Below are 17,586 nucleotides of genomic sequence, written 5' to 3' on the forward strand. Positions count from 1 at the left end.
ATCTAGACGGCGGCGCTGCTTTACCCGGCGTAGATTCCCACGGTCCCGCCGAGCAGCCAGCGGGTGGCCCGCGGTATCTCGGAACTCGCTAGCACGGCGCGCAGACAGGCGACGAGGACGGCCACCATGATGGCGAAGATCGGCAGAGTCGCCCAAGGCGCGTGCTCGGCCGCCAGGAGCCAGGCGGCGACCAGTACGTGCACCAGGGACAGCGGCAGCTGCACCGAACGGTACGGATCCACGGCGGACCGCCGGTCGGCCAGTCCCCACACCGCGTGGGCGACAGATCCTGCGATGACGACTCCCCAGATCCCGAAGAACGGGCCGGGTGGCACAAGGACAGGATCGTTGGCCTCGCCCTGGTCGAAACCCACGAACAAAGGACTGACCGCCTGCAGGATGGCGGTTGCGAGCAGCACGCCAGCTGCCATACGGCGGTGGCCGACACGGGGCCGGGCGGCTCCGAGTGCATCGGTGAACCGGCGGGTGAGGGTCATCGGCCTGCCACCGCGCCCCTCACCGTCCGCAGCCAGATCATCGGCGCGCACTGCATCCTGCGCACCGAACCTCACCAGTTCACCCCCGAGCACCTGGCCGAACTGAACGCGGCCGCTCAGGAGATCACTGCGCTCCTGCAGGAGTACAGTGACCTGGATTGAAAGGTGCCGGCCGTCAGCGATCCCGTGTCCGCGCCGATCGGACTTGCTGCGCTGCGACTTTGTGGTTCGGTTCCCGACCGCGCCCGCGACCCGATAGCCGGCCCGCGTGAGCGGTGCCGCTCGCGGTAACCAGATATTGCCAGTTGGTTTGCGGCCACACGGCTACGCCGCGGTGCCGGATCACGCTGGTGGACCCCGCCCGGCCTGACCCATGGGGTCACCGCCGCCGACAGGCCGCCGGCTTCTGATCCGCGTCGCCCCTGACGGGCACCGGAGTGCGCGCTATCGTGGGCGCCGTGATCGGCGCAACCGCGGCAGGGATCGGGCGTGGAGCCCGGACGGTGCTGTTGTTGTGCACCGTGTTCGGCTTGGCGGTGATGCACACCCTGGGCCATGCCGGCGTCCGTGTCCAGGATCGTGGCCCGGTGTCGATGACCGCGATGTCTGCGGTGGTGAGCGTGCCGGTGGTGGCGTTCGTGGCCGCCGCCATGTCCGGGGAATGCCCGGATGATCATTGCCCCGGCGACCACGATCACGGCCACGGCGCGTGGAGTGTGTGCCTGGCCGTGCTGGGCGGTCTCGCCGTGGTCATCCTGCTGGCGATGATGCTGCTGGCCGTCGCCCGCCCCGGCCTCTTTCCGGGAGGCCTCGGCGCGTCGCAGCGGCGTGCCAGCCGGGCGCCGCCACCCACCGGTACCGGATTGACCCTCGCTTCGGCAGCGGTGCTGCGCATTTAGGAGCCCCACCCCGCAGCCACGGCACCCTGTGCCGGGCCGTGGGGCGCTTGCGCCTGCACCTGTTGTCTGTTCGAAAGGTCAATACCGCGATGTTGCGTACCTCCATGCTGTCTTCCCCCACCTGGCGCCGGGGCCTGCTGGCCGGCGCCGCCGTGACCGCCACGCTCGTGCTCTCGGCCTGCGGCGGGAACGACACCTCGTCGGATTCCGGCATGAATCACGGCGGCATGCCGACGACCACGACCGCTTCCGCGGCGGCGACGGCGACGTTCAACGACGCCGACGTCATGTTCGCGAGCATGATGATCCCGCACCACCAGCAGGCGGTGGAGATGGCCGCACTGGCCGACGGCCGTGCCGCCAGCAGCGAGGTCAAAGATCTAGCCGCAAAGATCAAAGCCGCTCAGCAGCCCGAGATCGACACCATGACGCAGTGGCTGAGCGCGTGGGGCCACCCGATGCCGATGAGCTCGTCCGGCATGCCGGGGATGGACGCTTCGGCCATGCCCGGCATGGACCACGGCGCGATGCCCGGCGCTATGTCGCCGGCCGATATGGGCGCGCTGGGCAAGGCCAAGGGTGCCGCGTTTGACAAGCAGTTCCTCACCATGATGATCAGCCACCACGAAGGTGCCGTCAGCATGGCCGAGCAGGAAGTCGCGCAGGGTTCCAACGCTGGCGCCAAAGCCCTCGCCGAGAAGATCATCGCCGCGCAGCAGGCGGAGATCACCACTATGAAGGGCCTGCTCAGCAAAGGCTGATCACGCCGAACGGGTCACGGTCTGACGCCCGGTGCTGTGCGGCATGCGCAGCACCGGGCCTCGCCGGCGGCCAACACGAACGCTCTTGCTGTCTGTCCGCGCTTCGCTGGGAAGGTTGTTCCACAACACCATGACGTCCACTTCAGTGCCGCCCTCGAACCGCTGGCGCCGAGCCCTGCTCGCCGGCGCCGCCGCCTGCGCCGCTGCCCTGCTGTCCGCATGCAGCGACACCACCACCGCCGGCCCGGCCGGCGCCCCGGAAAGCAGCCCGGCCACGACCGGGGCGTCGACCGCGGCGTTCAACGCCGCCGACATCACCTTCGTGCAGCAGATGATCCCGCACCACCGGTCGGCCATCACCATGGCCGCCCTGGCCGCCGGCCACGCCGGTGATCCCCGCGTCACGCAGCTCGCCACGGCGATCAAAGCCGCTCAGCAACCCGAGATCGACACCATGAACCGGTGGCTGCGCGCCTGGGGCAAGCCCATGCCCAGCGCCGGCAGCGACGCGGGGGAGGGCATGGAGCACGGTGACATGGCCGGCATCGACGAACTCGACATGACGGCACTGATGAACGCCAAAGGCGCCCCGTGGGACAAGCAGTTCCTCGGGGTCATGGTCAAACACCATCAGGGTGCCGTCACGATGGCCGAGCAGGAACTCGCGCAAGGCGTCAACACCGACGCCAGGACCCTGGCCCAGAAGATCATTACCGACCAGCAGGCGCAGATCACCGCGATGAAGCAGATCCGCGCCAGCCTGTAGCCGTCGGCCGGTGCACGCCGAAACGCTGACAGCTGCGTGAGGTGGCCAGCCAGCCTCCTGCCGATCGTCTTCTTGTGGATTTACGGGGGTGAGACCGGAACAGTCAAACCGTTTTGACCGACAGCGCCGTAAAGGTAAGGCTTGCCCTTTGTGCCGGGCCTCTTTGTCATCACGCGGATGCCGGCATCTGTGCCTGGGCGTTGACGGTCGTCGTAGATCCTGGCCGGCGTGTTGCGGGGACCACACGTTCATCGCGGCGGGCTCTCTGCAGTCTGCAGAGAGCCCGCCGACGTATCAGGCCTGATCAGGCGGTGAACTTGCGCCGGCGCCGTATGGTGAGCGCCGCGCCGCTGCCGATCAGGACCAGGCCGACAGCCGCGACCGTGCTGGCCGCGGAGCCGGTGATGGGCAGCGCGCTCTCGTTGCCGGCAGGTACCGGATTCGACGACGAAGAGGACGGTGCCGAGGCCGGCGTCGAGCTCGATCCACCGCCATTCTGGCTGGCGCACGGCTGGAGCCAGAACACCTTGTGCTTGCCGGCGCCCGGTGCGCCGATCCGCTCAACCGTGAGCTTGATGTGGTAGCCCTGCTTGGGCTGCAGCTTCAACCCGTCCAGTTTCAGGTCGCCGGCGGAGTACGTGTAGATCTCGTCGGGATCCGGCGCGCCGCCCTTTGCCGCGTCGTCGCTGAGCAACACATTGTTCTGACGCAGCAGCTCGGTACCCTTGCCGCTCGGCGGCTGCGCGGTGAAGACGATGTTGCCATGCTCGTTGGTGTCGAAGTTGAAGAACTTCACGCGGAACTCGCACGTTACGTGCGGATTATTACTGATCTTAGGATCGAACGGAACTGCGTCGATCTTCACTGTGCCGTTGGCGCCGGCCGGGTCCTTCGAGCGGCCGGCCCACGCGGGCGCGGTCAGAGCCAGCGCGACAGAGACACCGAGGGCGATGCTTGCCGCGCCGCGAACAATGTGGTTCAGCTGCATAGTTATGGCCTTCATGGAGGGGAGACCAGGAACGCCACATCATCAACATCCGTTGCATCGGTGCGGATCAACCGAACGGGCCAAATTCAAATAAGCGGCCGAATGTGTCGCTGCGTGAGCGGCTTGTCACACTCTTTCGGCGTAAACATCTGAGACTGCCAATCGGACATGTCCGGAAAGGATGCGCAGATACTGCTGGACGTTAACCCGTCGAGGCGCCCCAGTCACCCCTGGGAGAATCGACTGACGTATCCGTCGTTGCCGCCACCATCAGTCTCGTCGAGCATGCAACCGGCAACTATGCGAGTTCCCTGCCGCGGCGATTCCGGGCCGCAATCACCGGTGCCGCGGCAGGATTCGCTCGCCGGAGTTGACGACGAACAGTCCAAATCCCGTGCCATGAGCACCCAGGCAGTCAGCGGTAACTGGGACGTCAAGTGAGGCCCATGGGTGTGCACGTCGATCACTTTCCCGCTCGCCACTGCCCGCGCCGGTTGTGGAGTCCACTGGCAGTCAGGAAACGGCGTAGTCGGTGATCTTCCACATGCGAGCGATGATCCCCGCTGCATTGCATGAAACAGCCATCTCTGCCAGCCGGAAGGGCAGATTGAGGTTTATGTTTCGATGCGGCTGTCCGCCGAGGCCTTTGCGTTTTTGGCACGGTTCAAGGGCTCTCTCGGCGCCGCTTTGATCATCGCCGCCGAGGAGGTCCACCGTACTCAGCGGTCGACGTCAGGAAATCTTCGGCAAGTCTCTTGGCGATGATTTGAGCCGACTCCGATGAAGTGCGGCACGGAGACCGATGCTAACGCTCGGTGATTTGTTTGAGTGGTGAGGGTTTGGACACGTCTGGTGGGGCGTTCCACTTCTGCCAGGCGGAGCCGTCGCAGGTGCGAAGGACGATGCGGCTCACTGTTGGCCCGGTGTACGGCAACACCTCGGTCGGGTACGCCGTAGGGTCTGCCGGGGCCAGACAGAGGCCGGCGTTGTCGACGATCTGATAGCTCGCCGTGTAGCTGCCGGTGTTGCCGTAGACGGTCCAGGTCTGATCGGCGGTGGAGGACGTGCTCGTACACGTCGTCATGGTGGGATATGCGCCGCTGGTGACGCCGGGGCTGCGGAGGCAGTATTCGGTGCCGTTGAGGGTGGTGTAGATGCGACCGGTGGCCGTGTGTGCGCCGTTGACGGCGGGCGGCAGGGTCCATTTCTGGTTCCAGCTGATGTTCGCGGGGTTCGGCGCCTGTTTGCATGGCCACGCGATCAGATAGGTCGAGGCGACGTTCTGATTGGTCACGTCCAGGCAGCGCCCGAATTGCCGATAGTTGACCAGCTGCCTGGTGGCCGGTCCGGCCGCGCCGGCGCCGACGGCGGGATCGGGCTGGAATGTCTGTACGTTGTCGTAGTTGCCGTTGCACTTGGTGTTGGACAGCACGACGAAGCTGCCGGCGAAATCCGGACTCTGCACGTTGAAGCAGTAGTTGTCCAACGTTGATCCGTTGCTGGTGCCCATGATGTTGGCCGAGTCGTTCGTGCTCCACTGCTGTTGAGGTGGCGGTGGGCTGGTAGCGGTGCACTTCTGCATCTTCACCTGTGCACCGGCGGTATGCGGTGATCCTGCGTCCAGACACATGCCGAGCGGGTTGATGCCGGTGCGGGAGGAGACCAGCGAGATCGTGAGGTCGCTGTTGTACGCCCAGATCTGCGGGGCCGGGACGCCGGAGCAGCTTCGCATCTGTACCGGGGTGCCGGCCACGGGCTGCGCGGAGCCGGCGTCCAGGCACAGATCGGCGGCGGAACTCCGGACGTGGATCTGGCCGCCCGGGATGTTCTGGTTCGAGAGTCGGAAAGCGTATGTGGCCTGCAGCGTCCGGGTTCCGTTGGTGCCCTGCTGGAAGGCCCCGGTGGCGGCCTGGATGCCGGTGGAGACGACCACTGCCGTCGCGGGCTGGGCGTTGAGCGGCACGGTGAGCGGGTTGCCGTCCAGGTCGCGGTAGGCGATGGTCACCTGGTAGCGCCCGCCGCCGTTCGGTCCGACGTTGCCGGCCAGCGGTCCGGCGGGCAGACGGGCCGGATCCCCGGTTCCCGTGCTGTCGGTGGCCGCCCGGAACTGGCCCGTCGCCACGGTGATGCCGGCCTGGGCGGCGATGAGCGCCTGAGCGCGATCCGAGCTGGTGCGGGCCTCGGTGATCTGGCTGACCGCCACCGTGCCGACCAGCGTGCTGAGTGTGACACCGACGATGCTGAGCAGCATGGCCAGCGGCATCGACCCGCGGTCGTCGCCTCGGAGCTGGATCATGAGGGGCGTCCTTCGAGACAGATGTTGGGATCTGCGGTGTCACGCGAGGTGTTGAGGGCCGTGAACGTCACGTCGGTGACGGAGGTGGTCGACCCGGCCCGGGTGGTCAGCCGCACCCGCAGGCGCTGCAAGTCGGGGGAGAAGGCAGTGCCCGTCGCTGAGGTGGACGCCGACGCGTACGGTGTCGAGCCGGCCGCCTGCCGGTCGAACGGCGCCGGCACGCTGCCGCCGGGCGACATCAGGCCGGAGGCGAGGGTCCGGCCGCGGGTTCCGGCGGCCGGCGGCGAGCCCGGCGTCCAGGTCAGCTCCTGCAGTACCCCGCCGGCGTCCAGTCGGAGTTGCCGGCAGACCTGGGCGCCGGCCGGGTCGATGCCGGAGAACTCCACGTACCAGGCGCCATTGATCGCGGCGGTGGCGGGCAAGCTGATCCCGTTGGCGTAGCGCACTTCACGATCGAGGGTTTGGAACGCGAGCCGTAGCTGTGTCTGGGTGATCCCGGTCTCTTCCGCCGCGTCCGCCGAGCGGTAGAACTGGATCACGCCGCCGGTGAAGATCGCCATGACGACGCTCATCACACCCATGGCGACCATCACCTCAATCAGCGAGGTGCCGCTGTCGTCGCCCATCCGGCTGCAGATCTGGCGGCGGATCATGGCGTCACCGTCCAGTCGAACATCACGACGGCCCTCTTGTAGTTCGCGTCCTGGCAGACCAGGGTCACCCGGTAGACGCCCGGCGTGGTCGGCGTGCCGGTGATGGCACCGTAGTAGTAGTTCTTCGTGGCGATCGAGAGTCCCGGCGGCAGCCCGGTGGTGTAGGTGACCCAGTCGTAGCCGCTGTTGCTGCCGCTCGGCGCGTACGCATCGAGTTCCAGCGGCTGCCCCACCTTGCTCGTCTGATCGGGGTTGCTGGGATTCGGGACGGTGATGTACAGGTCGTTGGGCTGGCTCGGCAGCACATTCCACAGGAAGGTGGTGGACACCTCGGTGCCGGTGGCGTCCTTGACGTAGACGGTGGTGAAGAAGCGGTTGGCGTACCACACCTTGCCGGAGATCACGCCGGTGGACGGGTTGATCGAGATCTCGCCGGAGTAGTCGCCGGGGTAGTTGACCATCCGGTACGTGTACGGGCCGGTTCCGCCCGTCGGTCGCGGTACGGTGAAGTTGACCGAGTCACGGATGCTGTCGGTGCGTGTCGCGATGGGCGCCAGAGCCAGCGCGGTCACGGTCCACGTGAAGCTCACCGAGGTCGACCGGCCCATTTTGTCGGTCGCTGTCACGGTGACCGTGGCGTCGAGGCGGCTGGTCGCCGTCGGCGTCCCCGAGATGATCCCGGTGCCGGCATTGATGCTGAGCCCGGCGGGCAGGCCGGTGGCCGACCAGGTGATCGGGTTCGCCCCGCCGGTCGCCGCCATGGTCAGTGACGTCGCGGTGCCCGTCTGCGTCGACTGGTTGCCGGGGTTGGCCACCACCGGTGCCGGCACGATCGTCCAGGAGAACGTCACGCTGCTGGACCGGCCCAACTGGTCGGTCACGGTCGCGGTCACCGGGTACGTCTTGCCGGTTCCCGGGTCGGTGGGCGTACCGGTGACCAGGCCGGTGGCGGAGCCGGTCAGGCCGGGTGGCAGGCCGGTGAACGACCAGGCCAGCGGCAGCTGACCACCCGTGGCGCTGAGCTGCAGCCCGGTTATCGCCAGCTTGGCGTAACTGACCTGCGGGCCGGGGTCGTTCGCTGTCGGCGCCGGCCGGTTGAGGTTGTACGTGGGATCCTGGACGTCACTCACCAGTCCGGATGTGACGTAGGTGCAGATGCCGCCGGCACACGAGTGGTTCGTCCAGGTCACCGCGATGACCACGCGCAGCAGGGGCACGTCGGCGCGGGTGATGTCCGGGTCAGGCGTATCGGGATTGTCGCAGCTTCCTCCGGTGCCGAACTGTTGACGGCACATGCCCAGGTAGTAGTTCTCCTGGAAGCTCAAGCCGTTCACTGGAGCGTTGATCACGGCGGTGGGCAGCCCCGCCGACGCCCCCGCGGTCGCCGAGACCGGCAGGTCCAGATCCCAGGCCAGCCAAGGCGCCTTGGCGGGGTCGCTCACGTCCAAGGGATTGCCCAGGCTCATCGACTGCAGGTAGGGACCGACGGCTGCGGCGTACGAGGCAGGGGTGCTGGACGAGGTCGCCGCGTCCCACTGCGTTCTGGCGGCGGCGTATCCACGGCCGGTGAGCGCGGCGGCGCCGGTCAGCGCCGACACCCGTTCCATGGCGTCATCAGCGAGTTGCACCGCGACCTCGCGCTCACGCTGCTCCTTGACCACCGCCATCGAACGCACCAGAAACGGCGACAAGGCCGCTGCCAGCGTGCTGATCACTGCCAGCGACACCAAGACCTCGATCAGGGTGAAGCCAGAATCGCTGGGTGCTACCTGCGGATCAGACACACCCGCGTACGTCGGCCGGGCGCTAGTCGATCTTAGGTTTAGTTTCCGTTCGGTTTCAGCCGGCGACAGGGTCGTCCGGCAGGCTGATGCATATCGTCATTGGGCTCGGGGCACTTCCCGATCTCCCCAGGTGGTGGCCGTCATCACCGCGTCGCCAGCTCGGCAACCTGCGCCTGGTCCCGGCCGGCGTGCTTGGCGCGATACAGGGCATCGTCGGCACGACGTACCAACTGTTCCCCGGTTTCTGAGCCGTCCCACACCGCGATCCCCGCCGAGAACGTCTGACCGGACGGTGTCGCCGTACGCAGCCTCGCGACGATCGCAACGACCTGGTCGACCGTGGCATTGCTGGTCATGATCGTGAACTCTTCGCCGCCATAGCGGGCGAGCAGGTGCGATGGGTGCAGCACGGCCCGCCACGCCTTCGCCGCTGTTCTCAGTAGCGCGTCGCCGGCAGGATGACCGTGGGTGTCGTTGTACGACTTGAAGTGGTCGATGTCTATCACCGCTACACAGAGTTGCGCGCCCGAGCGATGTGCCGCCTTCAGGCCGTCGGCGATGGCAAGATCCCATGCGCGCCGGTTCGGCAGGCCGGTCAGGGCATCGTGATGCGCCATGGTCGCCAGCTGCTGCGCCTGGTCCTGCATCGTGTTCACCACCCCGCGTAGGTAGGTGACCATGTCGGCGAAGGCCCGGGCCACCTCGGCGATCTCATCGTCCGCGTCGACCTCGATCTGCTGGTCGACCTCGCCGGCCGCGATACCGCCCGCGGCCGCGCTGAGCCGGCGCAGACCCCGCGTGAGCCGCGTCTTCAACAGACGGCTCACCTTTATGGTGAGTAACAGCGCCGCCGTCAGCAGAACCACGATCGCCGCCACACTCCACCGCGCCCATTGTCTGGCCGTGGCGCGGTAGGCGGAGGCCACGGCAACATCGTTGGCGCGCCATGCCGCGAGGTCCTTCTTCAAGCTGTCCCATTTTGCTTGACCGTGACCGGTATTGAAGGTGTCGATGGCCGCCTGGTATTGACCGCTGTCCGCCAGTGTCAATTCGTTGGCGGTGACATCCACGTAGTCGCGCCAGTCCGCTTGGAAGGTGGCCAGTTCCTCACGACCTCGCTGTTGCAGAGGCAGCTGGCGGTAGGCGGCGAACAGCCCCAGCATCTCAGCTTTCTCGTCGGTCATCGAGTCCGTGCACTCCGCCAGCTGCGGATCGCCGGGGTGAAGCGCCAGGTATTGCCACTGCTCCTTGCGGTATTTGTTCATCAGCCCGTCGATACTGCCGATGAGGTGCGCTCCGGGGACGCCGACCTGCGCCACATAGTCGATCTTCTTCGTGGCCGACCACAGTTGCCAGCCGGACACGACAGTCGGCACCACCAGCAGGCCAACGATGATCGCCAAGCTGATCTGGTGCGCCTTCGTCAGGGTGGTGCGCATCAGGAACGACTTCATAGGTCCCTTCCCCTGTCTGCGGCGAGAGCCGTCATCTCCACGGCCACCACGAGAAAGTCGGTACGGCTCGGCAGACGCGCGGACGAAACGCCGGCCTCACGCGTGCGACCCTCAGGCAACGTGATCGGCAACTGCGACCTTCAGCTGAGAGATGCACCGATCGGTCTCCCATCCGCCGACATCGCACATACCCGCCGAGGTCGGGCTCGGGCCGGACAACCGATGAAAACCGGACCATTGTCCGGTCCGGACCGAGACTTGAGGCGGCGCTGTGGCACTGCACTGCGGCTGCACTGAGCCGCCGATGCCACGATTCTTCACTCCTACATCCAATACCGGGAAGCACGCGGTCGGCACCGAACCTCAAGCGGCCGGACATGCGCTGAGGTCGGGCTGTCCGGCCGCGGCGCCGGCCCGGACGACCCGGTTGCGACCGGCGGTCTTGGCCGCGTACAGGGCTTCGTCGGCGGCTTGCAGCACGGCCTCCGGCGGGAAGGTGGCCGTGGTGACGGAGGCGATGCCGAAGGAGGCGGTGGCGCCGATCCGCTGTCCGGAGGGCAACTGCAGCGGACGGTCGCTGAGCACCCTGCGGAGTCGCTCGCCGACCTCGGCCGCCTCGTGCCCGTCCATCCCCGGGAGGACGGCGAGGAACTCCTCACCGCCCCACCTGATCAGCACGTCCGTCGAGCGCAGGACGGCGTTGAACCGGACCGTGCTCTGGATGAGCACCGCGTCGCCGGCTTCGTGGCCGTAGGTGTCGTTCACCGACTTGAAATGGTCGAGGTCCACCAGCACGATGGACACGGATCCGGCCTCGCGAACGGCCCGTTCGGACTCCAGTTGCAGCAGCTCCTCGCCGAACCGGCGGTTGTAGATTCCGGTCAGGCCGTCGGTGATGGCCAGTCGCCGCTGTTCGGCGAGGGCGGCGTCGAGTTCGCGAGCGACCCGCCGGTGGTCGCGCAGGGTCAGATGGCTGCGGACCGTCAAGCCGATGATCATGGTGGCGGAGGCGATCAGCGCGGCCGCCCCGATCCGACCGGCGAGCGCATCCCGGCCCGCCCACAGCAGGACGCCGGCCACGGCGACCAGCACGGGCACGTTGCCCGGGTCGTAGGCGAGCGAGCGCTCCACTGCCTGCTCGGCGGTGGACCGGCGGGCGTCGATGGTCGCACCGAGGATCATCAGCAGGATCATCGGGAGGTACACGGCTTTGACCAGGCCGTCGTCGAGAGTCAGGTTGCGCAGGCCCGCCACCGCGACGGCGAGGTCGCCCAGCACCGACCAGAGGTTGCCGATCACGACGAGCAGCACGGGCAGCGGGAGCCGGCGCCGGCCGGACAGGCCGACCGAGACGAACACCATGAAGAACGCCACGTCCAGCAACGGGTAGACGGCCAGCACGACCGAGTTGGCGGTCAGCCCGGTGTGCAGCCGCGGGCTCACCATCAGCTGCCAACCGGCGAGTCCGACCGCGGTCGCCACCAGCGCGCCGTCGAGCTGGCCACGCCACTGACGCAAGCCGCCGCTGCCGGCGAACGCCCCTCCGATCGCGATCAGCTGCAGCAGGTACGACAGGATCAGCAACGCGTCCCCGATCGACACCCCGTCGACCGGGTGCTGCCAGGCGTCGTTCCAGCACCAGTATCCGTCCGCCGTCGCCCACGCGACGTTGCCGGCGAGCGTCAACGCCCACCATTGGCGGCGTTCGCGCGGCCCCCGGCGTAGGGCGAACAGTGACATCACCGCGGCAACGACGACGCCCAGCGGGTAGACCCCGTCGTCGAGGACGTACCTCACCAGGTCTCCCGGCGAGCTGGCGAGGGTCGCACCCAGGAAGGCCACCCAGATCGCGGTCATACCCGCGACACCACGCCAACGCCCGGCCACGATGCCCGGACCGGTGTGAAATTTACGCATCGCCCATCCGATTCCTCATGTGGGCGTAGGTGATCGGCAATGACCCTGGCAAGGTGAAGGTTTTCGCCGCTGCTGTTTCCCCACCGCGAAAGGCTGCCTGGTGGCCGGACGGCTGGCTCAGCTTGGCGTGCACACGATCGCCTGCTGGCACGGCTCGTGACCGGCATGCAGCGCCTTGGACGGTGCCGCTGGGCACCGCGGCGGTGACCCCGATGCTGACCGTCACCGGCAGCTCGCCGGTGATCGGCGCCCACCGGTGGGCCAGCACCGCCTGGCCGCGGTGCTCGTCCATACGGCGATTGGCCGATGCGGCGTATGATGGACGGAGGCGTTTTGCTTCAGTTCTGCTGCGCTGAGCCGATAGTCGGGCCGTGACCAAGCAAGCCCTTCCCGGCAGTCGTCCCGATGGCGTTGAGCGCCGTGCTACCGGGCAGCTCTACGGCCGCGACGCTACTGAGGTCGCCGGGCGTATGGAGGCCGCCGGCGATGCCGTGCTCTACCGCCGGGTGCTCAGCCCAGGTGCGCATCGGACCTTGATGGGCGTCGCGGCCTTGCACATCGTGCTGGCTGTCGCCCTGGTTGTCTATCTGGTGCTGCCTGGCAACCTGCCCCGGTTCGCTTCGGTGACGGCGGTTGGTCAGGTGGTGATGGCGGCGGGGCTGGGGCTGATGATTGTGCTTCAGCTGATCGTGGCCCTGCGCACCTGGGTTCTCGCCTACTTCGCGGCGCGGGCGGTCGATCCGGTGCCGGTCAAGGCGAAACCTGGGCTGCGCGTGGCGGTGCTGACCACGATCGTGCCAGGGAAGGAGCCGGTCGACCTGGTCATGGCCACGCTGCGGGCGATGCTGCGGATCCGGCACGACGGGCCGCTGGACGTGTGGCTGCTCGACGAGGGCGACGACCCCGAAGTCGCACGGCTGTGCGCCGAGATCGGCGTGCGGCACTTCAGCCGCAAGGGCCACCCGGAATGGAACCAGGACAGTGGGCCGTTCCGGCGCAAGACCAAGCATGGCAACCACAACGCGTGGCGGTCGATGCACGAGGCGGACTACGACGTCGTCGCGCAGATGGACCCGGACCACGTGCCGTACCCGAACTTCCTGGAACGTACCCTCGGCTACTTCCGCGACCCCGACACCGCGTTTGTGGTTGCCCCGCAGGTGTATGCGAACCTCGGCGATTCGTTTGTGGCCCGCGGTGCCGCCGAGCTGGCCTACGTCTTTCACGGCATCATGCAGCGCGGCGGCAACGGGCACGGTGCGCCGCTGCTGATTGGCACCAACCATCTGTACCGGCCGGCCGCGTTCGCGCAGATCGGCGGCTACCAGGACTGCATCATCGAGGACCACCTGACCTCGATGGTGGTGTACTCGGCGGTCAACCAGGGCACCGGCAACCACTGGCGCGGCGTCTACACCCCGGACATTCTGGCCGTCGGCGAAGGCCCGGCAACCTACTCGGACTTCTTCAGCCAGCAGAAACGCTGGGCGTACGGCATCTGGGAGATCGCTCGCCGGCACTCCCCGGCGCTGCTGCGCCGACTGCCGCGCCGGGCCCAGCGGCTGGCGTTCTTCGCCCTGCAGTCGCATTACCCGACCACTGCCGCGTCCTGGGTGATCGGCCTGGCGCTCAGCGCGATCTACCTGGTCGGCGGCGTGTCGGTGACCCGGCTGCCCGCTCTGGTCTGGGGCGTGCTGTTCGTCGCGAACCTCGCCGTCGGCCTGGGCTTCTTCCGGATCACCCAGCGCTACAACCTGGTTGAGCACGAACGCCGCTCCTGGGGTTTGACCGGCATGGCTCTGGAGCTGATGACCGCACCGGTGTACGTGGCCGCGGCCGCCGCCCAACTCGCCGGCCGGCCTCTGGCGTATGTGGTGACCGCGAAGGGCAAGGCCGCCACCGGCGACACCTGGCGCACCTTCCGGCCGCACCTGGGCTGGGCCGCGGTCGCCGCCGCATGCATGAGCGCCGGGCTGCTGCTGCACCACGACTGGTGGTCGCTCTACCTGTGGGCCGGGATCAGCCTGCTCACCTGTCTGGCTCCGCTTACTCTGGTCGCCCTCAACGGTGTTGGTCGTCGCTTCCGCGGCGCTGCCGCCACGATTACCGGCCGCCGCCGTATCGGCGAGCAGCTGGTTCGGCAGGGGCTCCTGAGCCGCCAGGAACTGGAAGAGCTTCTCGCACTACAGGCCGGCGCCGGCCGCGGAACGCGCCTCGGCGACCTCGCCGTCCAGCACGGCTACGTGCCGGCCGACCGGCTGATCTGAGCGGGTGACACCGGGTCAAGAACTCTTCGCCGCGGCGCTGGCGCGCACTCCGGTGGCATGCTGCTGGGCGGCGCCGATCCGGACCATCCGATGCCACCGCAATCGGCTGCCGATCAGCGCCATCACCGTCGACTGGATGACCACCAGATACATCAGCTGGCGGTAGACGATCTGTTGCAACGGCAGGGTCCACAACGGGCGGTACGATTCGCCGTCCATGCGTAGTGCGATCGCCGCCGTAGCCATCTGGGCGGCCATGAACGCCGACCACACCGCGGCCACCGTGAGCGGTGACAGGAAGATCAGGCCGTACACCCCGTACACGTCGATCATGGGTGCGGTGATCGGCAGCAGCACCTGGAACGGCAACAGGTACCCGATGCCGCGCCGGCCGAGCCGGCCGGCCGGGCCGCGCTGCCGCACCGTGTCCCGGTGCTTCCACATCGCCTGCATGGTGCCGTAACACCAGCGGTAACGCTGCCGCCACAGCTGCCGGAAGTTGGCCGGCGCCTCGGTCCAGGCGATTGCGGCGGGCTCGTAGACGACGTCCCACCCTGCCCGCAGGATTGACATGGTGAAATCGGTGTCCTCGGCCAAGGTTTGCGCGGAGACGCCGCCGGCGTCCTGGATCGCGGCGCGACGGAACGCGCCGATCGCTCCGGGCACGGTCGGCATACACCGGGCGATCTCGAACTGGCTATGACGGTTGTATCTGGCTCCACCAGGGCGGCTTGAACTGGCCCCACCCGCGGCGAGCGTGACGGTTTGAAGTGGCTCCACCAGGGCGGCTTGAAGTGGCCCCACCTGTGGGCCGAATTCAGTCTTTCGGGTCCGCCCGACAGCGTGCCGGTCAGGATCCGCTGGTGGCGGGCTGTTTCGCGGCGGTTCGGGAGAGCCTGTAGGAGTCGGTGCCGGTCTCGACGATCGTGCCGTTGAAGGTCAGCCGGTCGACGATCGCGGCGCAGAGCCGCGGGTCGGTGAAGGTGCGGGTCCAGCCGGAGAAGGACTCGTTCGACGCGATCGCGACGCTGTTCTTCTCTTCGCGTTCGGTCAGGACCTGGAACAGCATTTCCGCGCCTCGGCGATCAAGTTCGAGATAGCCCAGTTCGTCGATGCAGAGCAGGTCGACGCGGCCGTAACGGGCGATGGTCTTGGTGAGTTGCCGGTCGTCGGCGGCCTCGACCAGTTCGTTGACCAGCTTCGCGGCCAGGGTGTAGCGGACGCGGAAGCCGGCCATCGCCGCGGCTGATCCCAGGCCGATGAGCAGGTGTGATTTGCCGGTGCCGGAGTCGCCGATCAAGCAGAGTGGCTGGCCGGCGCGGACCCAGTCGCAGTTGGCGAGGTTGTTGATCAAAGCGGCGTTGATGTTCGGGTTCGCGGTGTAATCGAAGTCGCTGAGCCACTTCTGGCGGGGGAACCCCGCGGCCTGCAACCTGCGCTGGGAACGACGCCGGTCGCGTTCTTCGCACTCGGCCATCAGCAGCTCGGCGAGCATGCCGCGGTAGCTGAGCTGGTCGCGTTCGGCGCGGGTGATCAGCTCGGAGAACTGGCTGCGGACGGTCGGCAGGTGCAGGACCCGGCAGGAGGTCTCGATCGCCGCGTCAGCGGCGTTCTCGGTGATAGCTCGCGGAATACGGCTCACGATGATTCCTTTCTCCGGTGGTGTAACAGCTGGTCCCAGCGATTCAGGTCCGGCGGCGGCCGGTGGTCGGCGGGCAATCGAGCGACCCGCTGCAAGGTCCGTTCCGTGACCGGCGGCGGCGCCGGTGGCGGCAAGGGGGGTGGTGGTGCCGGCGGCGGGCCGGCTGTGATCGTGGGTGATCGTCCGGCGTTCTGGGCGGCCTTGCGGGCCTCGACCGCCACGACATCAGCGGTCGCGGTGCCGACCGACAACGCAGCCCGGATGCCGGCGGCCACGTCCTGACCACGCATGTGCCGGTGCAGCAACAGGACCTGGATCAGCTCGCGGGTGCCGGCGGCGTCCTCGCCGGTCGCGGCCTTCGCCGCTGTCCAGAACGCTTCGTGCTCGGCGGTGAAGGTGCCTTCCCGGCGGGCTTGATCGAGAGCTTCCGACCGGGCCAAGGCTCCGGGTTTGCGCAGCAAAATCTCCAGATAGTGATCCAGCAGCAGGTGCTGTCCGCCGCGTCCGGGCAGGCGGGGATGCCGGGCGACCTCGGTCCGGCCGTCGGAGACGACGACCTCGGTGGTGCCGAGCAAGACTTGCAGCTTGCGGCCGATGAAGCGGGCCGGGACCGAATAGTCGTTCATCCGGACCGTCACCGTCGCCTCGCGATCGACTCGAGGCCGCAGCGTGAGTGACGCCCCGAACTTCTCGGTCGGTAGTCGGCCCAGCAGCGCAGCCTCGGCGGCGAAGTCCTCACCGACAGTTCTCGACCGGAGTCGGATCTTGCGTTCCCGGTCGGTCAGATCAGCAGCCGCCAGCCGCTGGTTCAGATCCTCCAACGTGGCAACGACGGGAACCGGGGTCAGCCGGTTGCGGCGGTAGTAGCCAACCTGGCCCTCGACCCCGCCCTTCTCATGGGCGCCCTCCAGCCCGGGAATGCAGTAGAAGGCCGTAAATCCGTAGTGCTCCCGGAAAGCCTCCCACCTCGGATTTTCGACCCTCGATCGGCTGCGGAAGACCACGCGGCGTACTGCCGAACTCAGGTTGTCGTAACGGATCTGACCGACCGGGATCCCGCCGATCAACTCGAAGGCGTATTCGTGACCTTCCAGGAACGCTTCTTGTCCGCAGGACACCGTCACGCGGTGCACTGCCAGACCGGAGTAGGCCAACCGGAACGCGAACAGGTGACAGCGAGTCATTGTCCCGGCCAGGCAGACCACGACCTCACCGAAGTCGACTTCCGCGTCGGCGCCGGGCCGGTTGTGCCGGATGATGAACCCGTCCATCGGAGCACCCGCCTCCGCCGCGATCTGCCGGCGGCGCATCGACACATAGTCACGCACCGTCGAATACGGGACGTCAGTGTCCGCCTCTTCCGCGAGCCGGTCCTTGATCCGGCGAGCCGTGTGCCGCTGCTTTCGCGGTGCTTCCAGATCCGCCCGCAGCCACTCGTCGATCGTCTTCTTCACCGGGTCAAGCCGCGGCGAACGGCGAACCGGTTGCCGGCGCGGCGTCGGCTCCGCAGAAGTCAGCGCTTCGCGGACCAGACGGCGATGCACACCGTGCTTACGCGCAAGCGCCCGAATCGACAGCTCCTCGAGCACCGCATCGGAACGGATCCGGCGGAACAGTTCGTCCTTGGTCAACGGCATCGGCGGCTCCCGCAGACGGCGAGCA

At 67.6% G+C, this 17,586-nt stretch carries 17 protein-coding genes; 5 read left to right on the forward strand and 12 right to left on the reverse strand.

Features of this window, described 5'->3' with window-relative positions; all coding sequences use genetic code 11:
* Nucleotides 1-20: 20 nt before the first annotated feature.
* On the reverse strand, nt 21-419 hold the full coding sequence (locus tag ACSP50_RS16645; RefSeq protein WP_043511556.1) for a hypothetical protein: 399 nt from the start codon (nt 417-419) through the stop codon (nt 21-23).
* A gap of 18 nt (nt 420-437) precedes the next feature.
* Between ACSP50_RS16645 and ACSP50_RS16650 the strand changes: the two genes are divergently transcribed.
* From ACSP50_RS16650 to ACSP50_RS16665, 4 genes are all read left to right on the forward strand, one after another.
* Nucleotides 438-659, forward strand: a complete 222-nt coding sequence (locus ACSP50_RS16650; RefSeq protein WP_014690400.1) for a hypothetical protein — start codon at nt 438-440, stop codon at nt 657-659.
* Between the two features lie 287 nt (nt 660-946).
* Entirely contained in the window at nt 947-1,396 is a 450-nt protein-coding gene (locus ACSP50_RS16655; RefSeq protein ID WP_155123519.1) for a DUF6153 family protein, read from the forward strand.
* Nucleotides 1,397-1,485: 89 nt separating this feature from the next.
* Nucleotides 1,486-2,157 (forward strand): DUF305 domain-containing protein, encoded by a 672-nt coding sequence (locus tag ACSP50_RS16660; RefSeq protein WP_014690402.1) that lies wholly within the window; start codon nt 1,486-1,488, stop codon nt 2,155-2,157.
* Between the two features lie 130 nt (nt 2,158-2,287).
* Nucleotides 2,288-2,923: a DUF305 domain-containing protein gene (locus tag ACSP50_RS16665; protein ID WP_014690403.1), complete on the forward strand. Its 636-nt coding sequence runs from the start codon at nt 2,288-2,290 to the stop codon at nt 2,921-2,923.
* A 304-nt stretch (nt 2,924-3,227) separates the two neighbouring features.
* Here ACSP50_RS16665 and ACSP50_RS16670 read toward each other — a convergent pair whose 3' ends face one another.
* The 8 genes from ACSP50_RS16670 to ACSP50_RS16700 all read right to left on the reverse strand — a co-directional run bounded on the left by ACSP50_RS16670 (nt 3,228) and on the right by ACSP50_RS16700 (nt 12,307).
* Nucleotides 3,228-3,926, reverse strand: coding sequence for an LPXTG cell wall anchor domain-containing protein (locus tag ACSP50_RS16670; RefSeq protein WP_080127862.1), 699 nt, complete (start codon nt 3,924-3,926; stop codon nt 3,228-3,230).
* A gap of 498 nt (nt 3,927-4,424) precedes the next feature.
* On the reverse strand, nt 4,425-4,625 hold the full coding sequence (locus ACSP50_RS41930; RefSeq protein WP_155123520.1) for a hypothetical protein: 201 nt from the start codon (nt 4,623-4,625) through the stop codon (nt 4,425-4,427).
* Between the two features lie 91 nt (nt 4,626-4,716).
* Nucleotides 4,717-6,207, reverse strand: a complete 1,491-nt coding sequence (locus ACSP50_RS16675) for a ricin-type beta-trefoil lectin domain protein (protein ID WP_014690405.1) — start codon at nt 6,205-6,207, stop codon at nt 4,717-4,719.
* Nucleotides 6,204-6,860 (reverse strand): type II secretion system protein J, encoded by a 657-nt coding sequence (locus tag ACSP50_RS16680; RefSeq protein WP_014690406.1) that lies wholly within the window; start codon nt 6,858-6,860, stop codon nt 6,204-6,206. Before ACSP50_RS16680 ends, ACSP50_RS16675 begins: the two co-directional genes overlap by 4 nt.
* Complete coding sequence (locus ACSP50_RS16685) at nt 6,857-8,587, reverse strand: Ig domain-containing protein (protein ID WP_014690407.1); 1,731 nt, start codon at nt 8,585-8,587, stop codon at nt 6,857-6,859. The genes ACSP50_RS16680 and ACSP50_RS16685 overlap by 4 nt, the downstream gene beginning before the upstream one ends.
* Before the next feature lie 200 nt (nt 8,588-8,787).
* A complete protein-coding gene (locus tag ACSP50_RS16690) occupies nt 8,788-10,098 on the reverse strand; it encodes a diguanylate cyclase domain-containing protein (RefSeq protein ID WP_014690408.1) in 1,311 nt (436 codons plus the stop codon).
* Between the two features lie 363 nt (nt 10,099-10,461).
* Nucleotides 10,462-11,955: a GGDEF domain-containing protein gene (locus ACSP50_RS16695; RefSeq protein WP_052311598.1), complete on the reverse strand. Its 1,494-nt coding sequence runs from the start codon at nt 11,953-11,955 to the stop codon at nt 10,462-10,464.
* Nucleotides 11,956-12,007: 52 nt separating this feature from the next.
* On the reverse strand, nt 12,008-12,307 hold the full coding sequence (locus tag ACSP50_RS16700) for a hypothetical protein (protein WP_080127864.1): 300 nt from the start codon (nt 12,305-12,307) through the stop codon (nt 12,008-12,010).
* Between the two features lie 79 nt (nt 12,308-12,386).
* Between ACSP50_RS16700 and ACSP50_RS16705 the strand changes: the two genes are divergently transcribed.
* Nucleotides 12,387-14,282 carry a glycosyltransferase gene (locus tag ACSP50_RS16705; RefSeq protein WP_197688150.1) on the forward strand — a complete coding sequence of 632 codons (1,896 nt, stop codon included), beginning with the start codon at nt 12,387-12,389 and terminating at the stop codon, nt 14,280-14,282.
* 15 nt (nt 14,283-14,297) lie between these two features.
* On the opposite strand, the gene ACSP50_RS16710 is transcribed toward ACSP50_RS16705, so the two are convergent.
* The 3 genes from ACSP50_RS16710 to istA all read right to left on the reverse strand — a co-directional run bounded on the left by ACSP50_RS16710 (nt 14,298) and on the right by istA (nt 17,561).
* Complete coding sequence (locus ACSP50_RS16710) at nt 14,298-14,957, reverse strand: glycosyltransferase family 2 protein (protein ID WP_014690411.1); 660 nt, start codon at nt 14,955-14,957, stop codon at nt 14,298-14,300.
* A gap of 175 nt (nt 14,958-15,132) precedes the next feature.
* Nucleotides 15,133-15,924 carry an IS21-like element helper ATPase IstB gene (istB, locus tag ACSP50_RS16715; protein ID WP_014690412.1) on the reverse strand — a complete coding sequence of 264 codons (792 nt, stop codon included), beginning with the start codon at nt 15,922-15,924 and terminating at the stop codon, nt 15,133-15,135.
* On the reverse strand, nt 15,921-17,561 hold the full coding sequence (gene istA, locus ACSP50_RS16720; RefSeq protein ID WP_014690413.1) for an IS21 family transposase: 1,641 nt from the start codon (nt 17,559-17,561) through the stop codon (nt 15,921-15,923). The genes istB and istA overlap by 4 nt, the downstream gene beginning before the upstream one ends.
* Between the last annotated feature and the right edge of the window lie 25 nt (nt 17,562-17,586).

This window comes from Actinoplanes sp. SE50/110 (assembly GCF_900119315.1).
Classification (GTDB): domain Bacteria; phylum Actinomycetota; class Actinomycetes; order Mycobacteriales; family Micromonosporaceae; genus Actinoplanes.

Bases quoted from the DNA above. Each gene is read 5' to 3' on its own strand.
- ACSP50_RS16675 (WP_014690405.1), bottom strand. From the start codon at position 6,207: ATGATCCAGCTCCGAGGCGACGACCGCGGGTCGATGCCGCTGGCCATG.
- ACSP50_RS16690 (WP_014690408.1), bottom strand. From the start codon at position 10,098: ATGAAGTCGTTCCTGATGCGCACCACCCTGACGAAGGCGCACCAGATC.
- ACSP50_RS16665 (WP_014690403.1), top strand. From the start codon at position 2,288: ATGACGTCCACTTCAGTGCCGCCCTCGAACCGCTGGCGCCGAGCCCTG.
- ACSP50_RS16700 (WP_080127864.1), bottom strand. From the start codon at position 12,307: ATGGACGAGCACCGCGGCCAGGCGGTGCTGGCCCACCGGTGGGCGCCG.
- ACSP50_RS16680 (WP_014690406.1), bottom strand. From the start codon at position 6,860: ATGATCCGCCGCCAGATCTGCAGCCGGATGGGCGACGACAGCGGCACC.
- ACSP50_RS16695 (WP_052311598.1), bottom strand. From the start codon at position 11,955: ATGACCGCGATCTGGGTGGCCTTCCTGGGTGCGACCCTCGCCAGCTCG.
- istA (WP_014690413.1), bottom strand. From the start codon at position 17,561: ATGCCGTTGACCAAGGACGAACTGTTCCGCCGGATCCGTTCCGATGCG.
- ACSP50_RS16710 (WP_014690411.1), bottom strand. From the start codon at position 14,957: ATGCCGACCGTGCCCGGAGCGATCGGCGCGTTCCGTCGCGCCGCGATC.
- ACSP50_RS16660 (WP_014690402.1), top strand. From the start codon at position 1,486: ATGTTGCGTACCTCCATGCTGTCTTCCCCCACCTGGCGCCGGGGCCTG.
- ACSP50_RS16670 (WP_080127862.1), bottom strand. From the start codon at position 3,926: ATGAAGGCCATAACTATGCAGCTGAACCACATTGTTCGCGGCGCGGCA.